The sequence below is a fragment of the Shewanella sp. MMG014 genome (assembly GCF_018100775.1).
GTDB classification, from domain to species: domain Bacteria; phylum Pseudomonadota; class Gammaproteobacteria; order Enterobacterales; family Shewanellaceae; genus Shewanella; species Shewanella japonica.
This window is the reverse complement of sequence record NZ_JAGJDZ010000003.1, coordinates 158,406-174,005: the sequence shown is the minus strand read 5'-3', so window position 1 is coordinate 174,005 and position 15,600 is coordinate 158,406. Positions and strand designations below refer to the sequence as shown.

Annotated in this window: 12 protein-coding genes; 9 read left to right on the top strand and 3 right to left on the bottom strand. The window is 42.4% G+C overall.

Annotated elements, in window-relative coordinates; translation table 11 throughout:
- Window positions 1–85: 85 nt before the first annotated feature.
- Complete coding sequence (gene uvrD, locus J8L86_RS05995; RefSeq protein ID WP_211029331.1) at window positions 86–2,254, bottom strand: DNA helicase II; 2,169 nt, start codon at window positions 2,252–2,254, stop codon at window positions 86–88.
- 713 nt (window positions 2,255–2,967) lie between these two features.
- On the opposite strand from uvrD, the gene J8L86_RS05990 reads away from it, so the two are divergent.
- The 4 genes from J8L86_RS05990 to J8L86_RS05975 all read left to right on the top strand — a co-directional run bounded on the left by J8L86_RS05990 (window position 2,968) and on the right by J8L86_RS05975 (window position 4,970).
- Window positions 2,968–3,456, top strand: a complete 489-nt coding sequence (locus J8L86_RS05990; RefSeq protein ID WP_211029329.1) for a hypothetical protein — start codon at window positions 2,968–2,970, stop codon at window positions 3,454–3,456.
- A gap of 120 nt (window positions 3,457–3,576) precedes the next feature.
- Window positions 3,577–4,038: a hypothetical protein gene (locus J8L86_RS05985; RefSeq protein WP_211029326.1), complete on the top strand. Its 462-nt coding sequence runs from the start codon at window positions 3,577–3,579 to the stop codon at window positions 4,036–4,038.
- Window positions 4,039–4,123: 85 nt separating this feature from the next.
- A complete protein-coding gene (locus J8L86_RS05980; RefSeq protein ID WP_211029325.1) occupies window positions 4,124–4,543 on the top strand; it encodes a hypothetical protein in 420 nt (139 codons plus the stop codon).
- A 184-nt stretch (window positions 4,544–4,727) separates the two neighbouring features.
- Window positions 4,728–4,970: a hypothetical protein gene (locus tag J8L86_RS05975; protein ID WP_211029323.1), complete on the top strand. Its 243-nt coding sequence runs from the start codon at window positions 4,728–4,730 to the stop codon at window positions 4,968–4,970.
- Window positions 4,971–5,006: 36 nt separating this feature from the next.
- Here J8L86_RS05975 and J8L86_RS05970 read toward each other — a convergent pair whose 3' ends face one another.
- Window positions 5,007–5,363 carry a RidA family protein gene (locus J8L86_RS05970; protein WP_080916895.1) on the bottom strand — a complete coding sequence of 119 codons (357 nt, stop codon included), beginning with the start codon at window positions 5,361–5,363 and terminating at the stop codon, window positions 5,007–5,009.
- 213 nt (window positions 5,364–5,576) lie between these two features.
- Between J8L86_RS05970 and J8L86_RS05965 the strand changes: the two genes are divergently transcribed.
- Window positions 5,577–6,521, top strand: a complete 945-nt coding sequence (locus J8L86_RS05965; RefSeq protein ID WP_211029321.1) for a LysR family transcriptional regulator — start codon at window positions 5,577–5,579, stop codon at window positions 6,519–6,521.
- 42 nt (window positions 6,522–6,563) lie between these two features.
- Here the strand turns inward: J8L86_RS05965 and J8L86_RS05960 are convergent, their stop codons facing one another.
- A complete protein-coding gene (locus J8L86_RS05960; RefSeq protein WP_065109359.1) occupies window positions 6,564–7,103 on the bottom strand; it encodes an outer membrane beta-barrel protein in 540 nt (179 codons plus the stop codon).
- Between the two features lie 397 nt (window positions 7,104–7,500).
- On the opposite strand from J8L86_RS05960, the gene J8L86_RS05955 reads away from it, so the two are divergent.
- From J8L86_RS05955 to J8L86_RS05940, 4 genes are all read left to right on the top strand, one after another.
- A complete protein-coding gene (locus J8L86_RS05955; RefSeq protein ID WP_211029319.1) occupies window positions 7,501–8,610 on the top strand; it encodes an efflux RND transporter periplasmic adaptor subunit in 1,110 nt (369 codons plus the stop codon).
- A complete protein-coding gene (locus tag J8L86_RS05950; protein ID WP_247663247.1) occupies window positions 8,607–11,663 on the top strand; it encodes an efflux RND transporter permease subunit in 3,057 nt (1,018 codons plus the stop codon). Before J8L86_RS05955 ends, J8L86_RS05950 begins: the two co-directional genes overlap by 4 nt.
- Window positions 11,650–13,122 (top strand): efflux transporter outer membrane subunit, encoded by a 1,473-nt coding sequence (locus tag J8L86_RS05945; RefSeq protein ID WP_247663246.1) that lies wholly within the window; start codon window positions 11,650–11,652, stop codon window positions 13,120–13,122. Before J8L86_RS05950 ends, J8L86_RS05945 begins: the two co-directional genes overlap by 14 nt.
- A 108-nt stretch (window positions 13,123–13,230) precedes the next feature.
- Window positions 13,231–15,549 carry a patatin-like phospholipase family protein gene (locus J8L86_RS05940; RefSeq protein ID WP_211029317.1) on the top strand — a complete coding sequence of 773 codons (2,319 nt, stop codon included), beginning with the start codon at window positions 13,231–13,233 and terminating at the stop codon, window positions 15,547–15,549.
- The last annotated feature ends 51 nt before the right edge of the window (window positions 15,550–15,600 follow it).

The window sequence follows — 15,600 nt, the reverse complement described above, 5'->3', positions numbered from 1 at the left end:
CTATCCCATATCAGATCATTGGGTTCAGAAAAACTAAACAGCCCTTCATCAACTGAAAAAGCGGTTTTGGAACGACATATACCGCCTAGCAAGACTCTAGCTTTGCTAGTGAGACCAATAACCACTTACTGCCAAAGTCAGTAAAGTTAACTTGCACTCTCGCTTTATCCGCTGTGCCTTCAAAGTCAGTGACAATGCCTTGACCAAATTTAAAGTGTTTCACCTTTTGACCCACTTTAAAGCCACTGTCATTGGCAATTGATTGGCGAGGTACATTGAAACGACTGCTCATTGCTGGCGCCGAAACTGATGCCTTCATACGGATTTCTTCAACATATTCAGACGGTATTTCACCAATAAAGCGAGAAGGACTGGCATAATCTTCACGGCCATAAATACGACGTGATTCAGCATAACTGATGTAGAGTTTTTGCATCGCACGGGTCATACCCACGTAACACAAGCGGCGCTCTTCATCTAAACGGTCGCCTTCATCCAGTGCCATTTTGCTTGGGAAAATCCCTTCTTCAACACCCGCCATAAACACCACAGGGAACTCAAGACCTTTGGCCGAATGCAAAGTCATAAGCTGCACAGCATCGGTAAACTTATCCGCTTGGCCTTCGCCCGCCTCTAATGCCGCATGAGATAAAAAGGCATTCAGCTCGCCCATATCTTCTAACTCTTCTGGCATTTCAAAGCTACGGGCAGCGGTGACTAATTCATTTAAGTTTTCTACGCGAGACTGAGCTTTTTCGCCTTTTTCGGCTTCGTACATTGCACGCAGACCTGAGCGCTGAATCACGGTATCGGTCATGCTATACAGACTCATATCTAAGGTGTCTGTGCGCATACCAATCACTAAATCCATAAAGCCATTAACTGCGTTCGCCGCTCGGCCTGTTAATACTTTTTCTTCTATCAAGCGAACACTGGCTTGCCACATGGTCATTTCTTGCTGACGCGCTGTAGAGCGAATAATCTCTAAGGTACGGTTACCAATACCACGGGTTGGCGTGTTAACCACACGTTCAAAAGCGGCATCATCATCTTTGTTGTTGATAAGTCGCATGTAACCCATGGCATCTTTAATTTCTTGACGCTCGAAGAAGCGTAAGCCGCCATAAATTCGGTAAGCTAAGCCTTTATGCAGCAACGCTTCTTCAAGCACACGAGACTGTGCATTAGAGCGATATAAAATGGCGCAATCAGCTAAATTGCCACCTTTTGCATGCCATTCAGCCATTTTGCCGACAATAAAACGGGCTTCATCCATTTCGTTAAAGGCGCAGTAAACAGAAATAGGCTCACCCGCTTTATCTTCGGTCCACAGTTTTTTACCTAAACGCTCAGGGTTATTAGCAATTAATTCATTCGAAGCATTCAAAATGTTAGCTGTTGAGCGATAATTTTGCTCAAGCCTAACGGTATTTGAACCAGGGAAGTCATTTAAAAATCGGTGTAAGTTTTCAACTTGCGCCCCGCGCCAGCCATAAATGGACTGATCGTCATCACCGACAATCATCACATTGGCAGAATTACCGGCAAGCACTCTGATCCACGCATATTGAATGGCGTTAGTATCTTGAAATTCGTCTACCAAAATATGTTTAAAGCGCTCTTGATAGTGCGCTAAAACATGGGGTTTATTGAGCCATAACTCGTGAGCACGTAAGAGGATTTCAGCAAAATCGACTAAGCCTGCACGATCGCACGACTCTTGATAAATCTTATAAATATTTAATAAGTTCTGCTCAATCGGAAAGTTGCCGGCATCAATATGTTTAGGGCGTAATCCTTGGTCTTTTTTGCCATTAATGTAACCTTGGCATTGACGTGGCGGGTATTGCTTTTCATCTAAATTGAGGCTTTTTAAAATACGTTTAAGTAAACGTAATTGGTCATCAGAATCGATGATCTGGAAGCTTTGCGGTAAATTCGCATCTTGATAATGAGTCCGCAGTAAACGGTGGGCTAACCCGTGGAAGGTACCAATCCACATGCGGCCCATATTCGTACCGACGACCTTCTCAACACGCTCGCGCATTTCTGCCGCCGCTTTATTGGTAAAGGTTACCGCTAAAATGGAGTATGGACTTTGTTGTTCAACCTGCATCAACCAGGCAATACGGTGGGTTAATACCCGTGTTTTACCACTGCCTGCTCCAGCTAAAACAAGCATGCTAGAAAGCGGGGCACCCACTGCTTCGCGCTGCATTTCATTTAAGCCGTCTAATAAAGATGATACGTCCATTGGTCCTCCCAAAAATCAGGCGGGCAGTATATCAGTTCAATGGCATCTGATCCTAGGGCGCAAAAAGGCTTAATCGTATTAGCGCGGATAACCAGCGATAAATATCTCAATTAATGTTGATGGATACTCAAATTAAGAAGGAGATAAATAGGTAATTGTGCATTTAAAAGGGAGTGAACTGCGACTCCCTTTTACTTTTCACTAAGAGCTACGCTCCGCAGAACCAGCGACATTTAAACAGCAAAATTTCCAACGGAGAATCATCTGGCTTTAAACTTCGTTTGTGGTTCTAACGCGTTTCTGCCCCATAACGAGCTAGCAAGAGAAACTCATGTGGCAGTGAGCGGAAATATCCCCTTATCTTTTCTAATGTATTGCGCACTATATCTGACTTTGAAGTACTAGATAGAAACACAGTTATAATTGTACGCAGATGACTCGCGAGTATAGTGAGCAAAAAATCGGGTGATTTATGCTCGATAAACTGCTAGTTTTTTGATAAGTTGTTGAATCTAAAGTTATTGATAAAAGGTTGTAGAGACCTCTACATCAAAGCGCTCACTTTTGCGGGCTTGATATTAATAAAACGGGTGTTAAATTTTCATTTTATCAATACTAAACAGTCGGTTGGCTTGGTATCGTTGCTACTAAGTTGAATTTTGTCAGGAATATTATCGAGCAGCTATATAATAAGCTGTTAGCAGTACAAGAATATGAATCGAATTTTAGTGTTAATTTTAAGCTTTTTTACTTTTGAAGCATTAGCGTGTTCAATGATGCCAACTTCAAAGTATTTTGATATAACGGGCAAAGGTACAATTAAACCTGTTACACCTGTTTTTGAGTTAGATGGTGTTCACAGAGGTACTGATGATGGAAATCACGGTTCATGTTCTGATGCAGGTTCTATTATTTTAAAACTCAAAAATATTCCAAATATTGAACAAGGTTATATTTTTGAAATAGCAGAGGGCACATTTGAAGATACTCTGTTTACTGACAAAGCAATTACCCTTGCTGACTTCCTTGAAGAAAAAGATAAATACTATTTCATCTGGTTTGATGGTAATTCGGAAGAGCAAGAAGCCTTTGATATAAGAATAAAAATTACAGCAGTATCAGAATCAGGTATTAAAAGTGAACCACAGTATTTAAATGTATCTCATCCGGGTGTTCAAAAGCCTTGGTGGAAAATTTGGTAAGTACTGCTAACAAGTCGTTAAAGCAGGACAAATAACAGTTGGCTTTTGCTACTGCGTCGCTTATTTTAGCCAACATATTATTTGCCTCTTAACGAGGCGTTATGTGCCTAAGGAGTTGTGATGGAGTACGATATGTCAAATGCTTATGCTCTCAAGGCTCTTATGGAAAGAGTTTTAGGTAATAAAGCTTGGCGTGAATTAAAACATTGCCAAGACTTAGCAACTTGGAAAAAGTATTCTAAAAGGTTAATTTCCGCAGTTCATGCTTCAATTGTGTCAACTGTTCAGGTCTCTGATGAAGCTTGGTTCGAAGAAATATCTTTTGAAGTTGAGCATGCTAAAAAAAGTTTGGATACTGCAAAAGAACTAGATGTACTTTTTGCTAACTTATCGGCAGCTCTTGGCACGATTAGCTTTTTACAAGTTGGTTTATTACCCCAAAGGCATCAACAAGATAATGTAGCTACTCGCCCTGGTAGTAACTGGAAGTTAGATGTTGTTCGTTCTGTCCAATATGTACAGAGTAATAATCAAAAAGAGTTGCAAGCGGCACATAACAAGTCGTTAAAGCAGGACAAATAACAGTTGGCTTTTGCTCCTGCGTCGCTTATTTTAGCCAACATATTATTTGCCTCTTAACGAGGCGTTATGCCTAAAGGAGAATACAATGAGTAACAGTTTATTTATTGGTGCCTCCCAAGAGTTAGATTTGGCGAGCAAGCTTACTAGCGAGGGGATAATAGTTTCAACGCCGCTAGTTGATATCGGAGTTGACCTTATTGCTTCCAATAAAGATTTTTCAAATAGTATTCCAATTCAAGTAAAATATAAAAGTGTAGAAAGGAACATTTTCTTTACTGGAAAAGAGATAGATTCATACAATTCTAAGAATGTTTATATTGCTTATTATTTAGCTCAAGAGTCATGGTTTATGCCATTCTCAAAATTCCTAGAGTTGGCGGAGCGTCCAGAAGGAAGAAAAGATCGAGCAGGTTACATAAAAGTAAAAGATAAATCTACTGAGTTAGCGCAATATAAGGGCAAGCAAGGCTTTACTTTAATGATAGATGCGATAAAAAATGCATAACAAGACCAAGCAAAGGACAGCCAACCGCTTGCGCCTTTTGCATCCCTGCGGCATTTTAATGCAAAAGTCACAATCAATTGTCAGCCCGTGTTGGCGGCGTTAACAGCACAAGATGAACTTTCTCTGGAATCTGATATTTAAGCGAGATGTTAAAGTTCCATTAACTCAAATTTTGGAACAGACTTTGGCGTATCTTGAAAAGTCGGAAGACTCCATATGGTCAGATATGGAAGTCGATGCAACAGTGAAGCTAATCAATAAGCAATTACATTTGCTAAAGAGTTCAGGCAAAGTTAATGTGAGTAAACTCAATTACTTGTTTTTACCAACAGCTCCATTGCAAGAAATCGCAATGGAGAATGGTTGGGTAGATGAGTATTTAAAACTAGCAGAGCAATTTGATAGTCATATGGCAAAATACTGCTAACAAGAAACTATAGTTAAGCACTCACTCATTTCTGTATTAAGCCTGAATTTCAGCAGCCACCACTGAAATCTCAACCAACAATGCTTCGCGCGCCATTTTAGCGGCCACACAAGCTCTCGCTGGTGCATAACCTTCAATCACCCATGCATCCCAAACCGCGTTCATTTCAGCGAAGTAAGACATATCTTTAACGTAGATGGTGGCAGATAATATGTGTTTTTTATCACTGCCTGCTTGCAATAATAACGCCTCGACTTTATCCAGCATGGTTTGGGTTTGTTCGGTAATGTCCTTCGTCGCATCTTGGCAAACTTGACCACATAAGTAGATAGTACCGTTATGTTTTACAATGCGGCTCATACGTTTGCTGGTTTCTATGCGTTCTATTGTCATGCTGTTTTCTCGTTTATCACTGAAGTAAGTGCCCTATTATCAGCCATAAAAAACCATAAACACAACTGATAATCCCTCATTGTCTCTTCAACCACTATTTCAGCTTAACCCCGTTCAGGTGTGAGCTAACCAGCGAAAAATCGCCTCTGAATTGACAAGTAAATCACCCACTTATTACACTGATTGTGCGTGTCACTCATATAAGACCACAGTATGCACATCAATGATTTAGAGTTATTTATTGCCGTAGCCAAATTAGGCAGTTTTTCCAAAGCAGCTGAATCACTTGATACCCGACGGGCGTTAGTCAGTCGTCGTATTGCCGACTTAGAAAAACACCTCGGTGCGCCACTCTTTATCCGTACCACTCGCGCAATGTCGTTAACCCCCAACGGTGAGCAATTTCTTGAACAAGTAGAGCCTCTGGTTAACCAGCTTCGAAATGCAGCTCATGTGTTGCGAAACGATCGAGCTGAAGTCCAAGGACGAGTGAGAATTGGCCTTATTCCATTCACAGACAGATTGTTAGATAAATACATCGCAGAGTTCGTCACTAAATACCCTAATGTTCAGTTAGATATTTTTATGGTGAATGGGGGTTATAAAGAGTTGGCGCGACTCGGACTAGATTTTGTATTGGATACTGGGACGCTTGATGACAGTGGGTTTATTGCTAAAAAACTGGGTACTTTGAACCTTAAATTATTTGCATCGCCGCTTTACATAGATAAAGCTGCTGACATTCATGATGTCACCGATTTAGAGGATCATTCATTTATTGGCAGTCGTTCAATCAATGGTATGGTCGACACCAAACTTAAAATGGGCGATCAAACCATTGAGGTCAAATACAATATCATCACCAACGAGCTGAATTCTTTATATAGCTTTTGTTTGGCGGGTGCGGGGATCTCAATGCTACCTTATAGTATTGCAGCTGAAGCCATTGCATCAGGTAAACTCGTCAGTGTGTTACCTGAAATTGAATCGACTCCCATCGACACATTTTTAGTCTATCCAAGTCGTAAACATATGACTGCAGCAGCTAAGTTATTTGCCGACACCATTGTTGATATGGCCACGTCTCTTATTGAAACCGAAACGGGCTATTACAAGGGTGCTAAAAACGATACCAAAACAGAATTAAAAAAGGCATAAGCGACGACCCTATGCCTTTTGGAGCGATTAACCAGCGTTAACTTAGAACTTGTAATCTAAGGTTAAGTACACTTGTTGGCTGTTATCAATATCGACGCCATTTTTACTGTAGTCTTGTTCTAAATAACGGTAACCCAAGTCAGATGAGAAATGTTCGTTCCATTGGTAGGTGACGCCCGCTTGACCACCCCATGCAAAATCCGCTGACGCTTTACCTGCCACTTTATTATCATTGCCGCCCGCTGTAACCCCCATAAACAAATGCGTGTTGTTTGCCACAGGGATCATATAGTCGTAAGACACTAACCAAGAATACTGTTCATGTTTGTACTTTTGATCGTCAATTGAGAACTTGTCTTCCATGTAACTGAACGTTCCCGTAATACGATGCTGCTCGTTAATCAATAAACCTGCTCGAAGCTGCACTGGTAAGCCGTCAGTATCTTTTTTTATGTCACCATTAATAGTATCGGTTTGATAACCCGTACCAGCACCAATAAAGTATTCAATGTCAGCAGCTTGAGCATTGGCTAGCATCATAGAAGAGCACAGTGTTGTCATTAAAATTGTTTTCATTTTCATCAGATTCACCTCATCAAGCACAGTAAGAAAGTCAGTCCTAGATTGCGTTCTCAATCCAGATGCCCTCACTGTACTTGGCTGAAATTCACTTGAGAAGATGACAAAAAGCAGACTCTTAGTCTCTTAAAAAGAGACAATTAATATGATGTTATCCATGTTACCGCTTTGATAAATTGATATTACCCTCAAGTGAATAACAACAAGCCACAGAATAAAAACCTGAAATTATAAGCAAATAAACCATATCAGCCGTTATTAAATTCAATAAGTCATCAATTTATTTAATCCTTAGCATATTCTGATTGTCTCATTTTATAAGTAAGTGAAACTACTCATATACCGCTACTTAATAAGTGAATATCTGAATAAACTGCCCTCATTAATTATGAGGTGTTCCATGAAAATGAAAAAAATCACTAATCTGACTCAACTTGCACTTATTACTGCGATGGTCAGCGGCTGCAGTCAAGACGCTACTGTTGCAAATAAACCAACTCAACCAGTTTCTGTCATTGTTATCGGTGAAAATAACCAAAACCATGACTTGCGCTTTTCAGGTGTATTAGAAGCCCAAGAAAAGGCACGTCTTGCATTTAGAGTGGCTGGAACCCTAATTGAAATAAACGCTGCACAAGGTGATTACGTCGAAAAAGGACAAGTGATTGCCCGTCTTGATCCCCATGACTACCAAGTCAGAGTTGCAGAGCTGGAAGGCCGTTTAGCTGAAGCGAACGCAAGTTACTATCAAGCTAAAAATGAGTTAGACCGCACCCAGATGGCGACCACAGACAATGCTATGTCTGATGTCAGCTTAGATCGTGCTAAAACGGGGGTAGCAAGAGCCAAGGCTGCCGTCACTGTTGTCGAGCAAAATCTAAAACAAGCTAAAGATGCCCTTAACTACACTGAGCTCGTCGCGCCATTTAGCGGCATTGTAGGTCAACGCTCATACGATAATTTTGAACAAGTTTCACCAGGGCTTGCCTTTGTCACCTTGCATCAACCTGAAAAACTACAAGCCATTATCGATATTCCAGAAACGATGTTACCTGCGTTTTCTCAAGGCCAAGCTGCCAGTGTATTCACTAATGAAACCAAGGGTGCTGCAAGTAATGGCAGCAAGGCGCTTAACGGCACAGTGATCGAAATAGCCAGTATCCCAGATAGCATTAAACGCACCTTCTCGGCGACCATTGCACTTAACGAAAAGCAAGATCATCTCTATCCAGGCAAAGTGGTCAATGTACGTATTGCAGATCAAACTCTCGACAACAACAGCATTTGTTTACCAGCAAGTGCGTTAGTCAGTCGTCAAAACATCACCCAATTGACCAAGATTGTTGATAGTAAAGCGGAGCGTGTTGATGTGAACGTCATTAAACAAGGTCGCAACCATGTTTGTGTGCTTGGTGACATCAAGATCAATGACACCGTCATTGTGGCTGGTAGCGCCTTTATTCATGACGGCAAAGTCGTTGAAAATATCATTTCTGTGAGAGGTTCATGATGAATTTAGCTGAATTTGCCATCAAGCAGCGAGTGTTCGTGTGCTTCTTTACCGTGCTATGCATCATTGCAGGTATCTACTCTTATTTTGACTTAGGTAAACTTGAAGACCCATCATTTACCGTTAAAACGGCTGTTGTGGTGACACTCTATCCAGGTGCTTCTGCATCGGAAGTTGAAAACTTGGTAACAGACAAAATAGAAACCAAGCTACAAGAAATGAGTTCATTAGACACGCTGCGCTCATTATCTCGTCCAGGTATGTCGATGATTTTTGTCGATCTACATTCGACCATATCATCAGAAAAACTGCCACAAGAGTGGGATTTACTGCGCCGTAAAGTCAATGACGTAAAACTCAGTTTGCCGCTCGAAGCCCAAATCAATATCGTCCAAGACGAGTTTTCTGAAGTGTACGGAATGCTCTTTGCCATTCACAGTGACGATGCGAGTTTACAGCAACTTAAAGATTACTCTAAAGAGTTGCAGCGCCGCCTAAAAGAAGTCGATGGCATTAAAAAAATTGAACTGCACGGCGTTAGAGATCGTGTCGTCAATGTTGATATCAGTGATGAACGTATTGCTGAGTCAGGATTGTCGGCCGCCCAAGTGTACAATCAACTGGTTAGCCAAAACCTGCCTATCGATGCTGGTAATTTCGATATGGGTATTGAACAAGTACGTGTTGAGCAAACGGGCAGCTTTACCAGCATTGAAGATATCAAAAACCTCACCATTAAGTCGGGTGTTGGCCCTATTTCAAGTGGGTTAATTCGTTTAGGTGATATCGCCGATATTTACTATGACTACCAAACACCTTCACTAACAGAAAGCCGTTTTAATGGTGAACAAGCCATCACATTAGCGGTCAGCCCAGTTAACGGGATTAATGTCGTGTCGCTGGGCGACACCCTCAAAGACGTGATCAGTCAGTACCAATCTGAACTGCCATTAGGTGTGGATATTAGCACTATTGCTTTTCAGCCTGATGAAGTCCATAAGTCGATAACAGGTTTTATTAACAACTTACTTGAAAGTATCGCCATTGTGGTGGTGATCCTAATGATATTCATGGGTTGGCGCAGTGCATCTATTGTCGGTACAAGCTTATTAATGACCATCCTATTCACTCTGATTTATATGAACCTGACTTCAGTTGACTTACAGCGAGTATCAGTGGGTTCATTTATTCTTGCATTGGGTATGTTGGTTGATAATGCCATTGTGATTACTGATATGTTCGTCAGTAAACTCAAAGCAGGTAAAGCACGTTTTGAAGCCGCTAAAGCATGTATTGGCGAAACTGCATTACCACTGCTTGCTGCGACCGTCATTGCCATTATGGGGGCAACACCTGTCATTTTCTCAACGACTGATGCCGCTGAATTTGCCGTATCTGTGGTGCAAATCCTTGCCAGCTCATTATTGCTGTCATGGGTTGTGGCGATGACCATTACCCCGCTGATGTGCTGGGCATTTATTAAAGCGCCAGAACATGACGGCGAAAAAGCACCGAGCGCCGCTGCCACTAAATTTAAAGCCGCCATTACATGGACTGTCGCCAACCCTAAATACACTATCGCTATTATTATTCCGTCGCTTATCGTGACATTACTGGCGACGCCAATGGTGAAAGTCAACTTTATTCCGACCTCAGACAGAGCCATGGTGTTTGTGGATTACTGGTTACCTAATGGCAGTCGTATTCAAGATGTCTCACAAGACATGACACAAATTGAGCAATGGCTATTGGCTCGCCCTGAAGTAGAAAGTATTTCTACTTCTATCGGCGCCAGTGCACCACGCTTTTCGGTTACGGTAGAGCCAGAACCACTAGATGGCAGTTATGGCCAAATCTTAATTAATACTCATAGCTTTGAGGACATTGAAACATTAGTGGCTGATGGCGATGTATGGTTATCAAAAACCTTCCCGCAAGCACAACCACGTTTTCGGGATTTAAAACTGGCCACATCAGATAAATTTAGTATCGAAGCACGTTTTTCAGGTAAAGACCCTCTCGTGCTAAAACAGCTGTCAGATCAAGCGCAAGTGATTTTAGAGCAGCACCCTCATACTCGTTATGTACGTGATGATTGGCGTCAAGAAAGCAAAGTGATTCACCCAATTATTAATCAAGAGCAAGCCCGTCTTGCTGGTATTAATCGTGCCGATATTGCCTTAGCGATAAAACGCGCCAGCGACGGGATTACTTTAGGCCAAATACGTGAGCACGATACCTTAGTGCCAATTGTATTGCAGTCATCAAATGCCAGCTTAGACGATCTAGGCGATATCCCTGTTCGATCCATTGTCGGCTTGCATAGTGTGCCTCTTTCCCATGTGGTTGATGGTTTTGAAATGCGCGGTGAGCAAAGCATGATTTGGCGCCGTGATCGTGTGCCAACCATTACCGTTCAAGCCGGTGTATTAGGCGACACCATTGGTAATGTGCGTAATGAAATCGCCGCTGAGATTGAAGCGATTGAATTACCACCGGGTTACAAAATGGAATGGGGCGGCGAATATTCAGAAGAACGTGAAGCCATTGACGACATAATGACTCAAACGCCTAAGTCATTCTTAATCATGGTCATTATCTTGGTGCTGCTATTTAATGCCTTTAAGCAACCCGCCATCATTTTAATTACCTTGCCACTGGCCTTTATCGGCGTGTGTTGGAGCTTAATTTTATTCGACAAACCATTTGGCTTTATGGCGCTAGTCGGGGCAATCGCTTTATCTGGAATGATCATTAAAAACGGCATTGTGCTAATGGATCAAATTGAGCTTGAACGTAAAAATGGCGCTGAATTAGACGACGCCATTATTCACTCAACCCTCAATAGAACCATGGCGATTTCGATGGGCGCCCTGACGACAGCTTTAGGTATGGTACCGCTATTGTCTGACTTATTATTCGATCAAATGGCTGCAACCATTATTGGTGGCCTTGCGGTCGCAACTGTACTGTCATTATTCATTATGCCAGCACTGTATAAATTGTTTTTTAAACGCCAAGCACAACAGGAGTTAACTCATGAAAATGCGTAATATCTCATTAGTCATCGCCCTTTTACTTGGCGGTTGTAGCATGACACCAGACTACCAAGCCCCTGAAACCGTCGGGCTAGATCACGTCTACTTACATGCAGACAATACCCAGCAAATTGAAACCGATATGTGGTGGAACAATTTCAGCGATCCACAACTCGATCGTTTAGTTGAAGAAGTGCAGCAGCAAAACATCAGTATTCAAATTGCTGCAGAGCGAATAACCGCAGCGCAGTCTTATGAATCAATGGTGTCATCGCTAAAAATTCCGACCGTTAATTTAGGAGCGGGAGCTGTGGATTACCGCTTATCAGAAAACGACTCATTATCGGGCCCTGCTATAGGCGCCCAGGTGATTGACAAAGATCATCAAGCCCTGATGGTTGGCGCAAATGTCAGTTGGGAAATTGACTTATTTGGTCGTTTAGATGCGTTAAGCGATGCCGCCAATATTCGTGTTCAACAAGCAGAAATTTTGTCTCAAGGCGTTAATACACTGATTACCGCCGATGTGGTACACAACTACCTGCAATATCGTGGGGCGCAAGCTCGTCTCGCCATTGCTCAACGTAATATTCATGAGCAACAACAGACCTTAGAAATGGTACAAACCTTAGTCAATAGCGGCTTTGGTTCAGAACTCGACTTAGCCAGTGCTCGTGCAGCACTCGCTACAGTCTCAGCTAGCCAAACCCTATTTGAAACGGCTGAGAAAGTGCATTTATATCGCCTTGCAACGCTATTAGGTCAACACCCAAGTGACATCATCAATCGCTTTGAAGATGCGCCCTTACCCACAGTAACAGGGCAAATCCCGACAGGAATGCCATCAGACATCCTTAAACGACGCACTGATATTGCATTAGCAGAGCGAGAGATGGCCGCCATTAATGCAGAACTCGGTGCCAGTATTGCCAATCAATATCCGCAGTTTTATCTGACTGCAAGCCCTGCTGTGATTGCTGATAGCGCAGATGATTTATTCAGCTCAACCTCTGTTGGATGGGCTGCAGGATTAGGGGCAAAGTGGACAGTGTTTGATGGCGGGCGCAGCAGCGCAATGGTCGATATGCAACAAACTCGTTTTAAGCAAGCCAGTTTGCGTTACGAACAGGCAGTCAATGCGGCATTTAATGAAGTTGAAACCACATTAATGAGCTACGGCAATAGTTTACGTTTTTATCAACAATTAGAGACTGCAGCCCAGCAAACCCAAACAGCTGTGGCAAAAGCCAATAGTTTATACAAAGCGGGCTTAATTGATTACATCCAAGTGTTGGATGCACAAAGACAAGATAACACCATGCAAGATGCACTTGTCACAGCGCAGCTGAACATTGCGTCAAATGTCATTTTGGTCAACAAAGCCTTAGGCGGAGACTGGAAAGTGAAGCCATCAACTGATGACAACACCCAAAAAGACACCGCAACAGGCAAGCAATCAATCCTGACCGATTGATCACAAACCCTAAGCCTCACAGACCACTGTTTCCCCCATTTTTCGGTGGTTTGTGAGCACCCAAATCTTTTCAACCCTAATTCAATCATTCCAATTTAAAGGTTTCTGATGCGTCAATTCCTATTGCCCCTTTTTAACGTCAACCTAGCGAAAACCTGCCTAGCTTGGCTAGCGGCAAGCTGTATTTGCATCAGTCACATGGTAGGCGCAAACTCATTAAACCCAGTAAACACTCACCCAGATGCTCAACTTGAGTCATCACCTAGACCCACCGTCGGTTTAGTACTCAGTGGCGGCGGAGCAAAAGGGTCAGCCCATGTGGGCGTAATACGGTATTTAGAGCAACAACAAATTGAAGTCGACTATATTGTCGGCACCAGTATTGGCGCTTATGTTGGCGGCTTATACGCATTAGGCTTTAGTGCAAACGACATCGAAACCATCATGCTCGGCTTAGATTGGGAAAGTGGTTTTAACGATAATGTGCCAAGACAATCATTACGCTACCGTGATAAACAAGATGTCGACCGCTACAACATGCCATTTGAATTAGGCCTACTTGATGGCCAATTGCTGCTCCCCAAAGGCCTACTTAGGGGCCAAACCATGGGCAACCTTTACCTGGATTCATTTGGCGCTATCGAAAACCAAGTCAGCTTTAATGATCTCGCAACGCCTTTTAGCGCGATAGCAACCGATATCTCCACAGGTGAAGCTGTGGTGCTAAACCAAGGTAATTTACTCAAAGCAATGCAAGCTTCCGCCACGGTACCCGGCATATTACAGCCCACCGTGATTGATGGAAAATCCTTAGTTGATGGTGGCATTGTAAGTAATTTACCCGTTGAAACCGCTAAAAATATGGGGGCAGATATTGTTATTGCCATCGATATTGGTGCGGATTTATCAGCCCAAGAACAGCTCAACAGCGCTATTGCCATCGTCGGTCAATTAAGTACCTTGATGACTCGCGCCAATGCCGTTGAACAAATAGCCACATTGTCTGATGCCGATATCCTTATCCGCCCTGATGTCAGTAATTTCGATACCACAGATTTTAGTGCGTTAGCCAGTGGCTTTGAGCTTGGACAACTCGCCGCTTCAAGCCACCAGCAGCAGCTAGAAACACTGGCTTCAACCAATGAGCAATTTCGTCAATACCTCAGTCAACGAGCTCGGTTCAAGCAAGGTATTATTGCTTTTCAACACGCGCCTATTGAACAGGTTCGTTTTAATAATCAGTCATCAACCTCAACAGCCCTCATTAAACAAAAGCTCAATATTGATGACGGCGAATCAGTGAGTACAGACATGCTTATCGAAGCCATTGATCGGGTGTATGCCCTTAATGACTTTGAAAAAGTCACCGTTGAATTTGAACAAGAAAACAACCAAAAAGTGCTGGTGGTTAACACTGAAGAAAAAAGCTGGGGGCCAAATTTTTTTGATATTGGTTTTAGCTGGCAAGAAGACTTTGAAAACAATTCTAACGTGATACTCGATCTGGCATATCAAATAAATCATATTGCCGATACCGATACCCAAGTTCGCTTTGAGCTGACCACAGGCAAAGATAAGTTACTGGCAACAGAGGTTTACTTACCACTGGATGAGCTTGAGCAGTTTTACGCAAAAAGCCGTTATCAGTATCAACAGCAACAACAAACCTATTATGAACAAGGGCTCTTGTTACTAAAAACCACCCATAATGCCCATCATTTGTATGCAGCCTTGGGGTACTCACCGCTTGATAATATGGTGATTGAACTTGGCATATACGGTGAAACGGGCGATATGGAGGGCCCACAATATCCTCAACTCAATTTTGATTATGACGCATATGGCAGCATGATTCATGTAGGTTATGACAGCTTGGATAGTTATAGTTTTCCCTCTTCAGGCATCTTAATTGAGGCGAATGTTTTTTGGCATAAAGATAAATTAACTATGACCGATAGCACTTCATTCAATTCAAGCCAAGGTTATGAATCGGTTACTGAATATCAATTTAGTTTAAAGAAAGCCAGCAGTTATCAGCACCATACTTTAATTGCCAAAGTCGATTTAGCAGGCGTTGATACTGAAGAGTTTAGTCTGTTGCATACCCAAAATCTGGGAGGTTTTTTAAACTTATCAGGCGAATCAAATAATGCCCTAGTGGGAAGTCAATTAGCGTACGGTGCGCTTATTTACCAACACCGCTCTGATTGGCAAATACTCAATAAAGATGTCCCTGTTTATATGGGGCTATCCGTTGAGGCTGGCAATGTTTGGCAACGAAAATCTGCCCGAGATACTAATGACTTGATTTATGCCGCCAGTATATTTGTAGGCACAGAGACAGATTTTGGCCCAGCTGTGTTTGGCTTTGGAGTCAACGACTTACATCATCAATCTTTTTACTTAACCTTAGGTAAACGTTTCTAGCATGCCCCAGTGAAGGGATAAAACCAAAAAAGTCCGCGTTAACGGACTTTT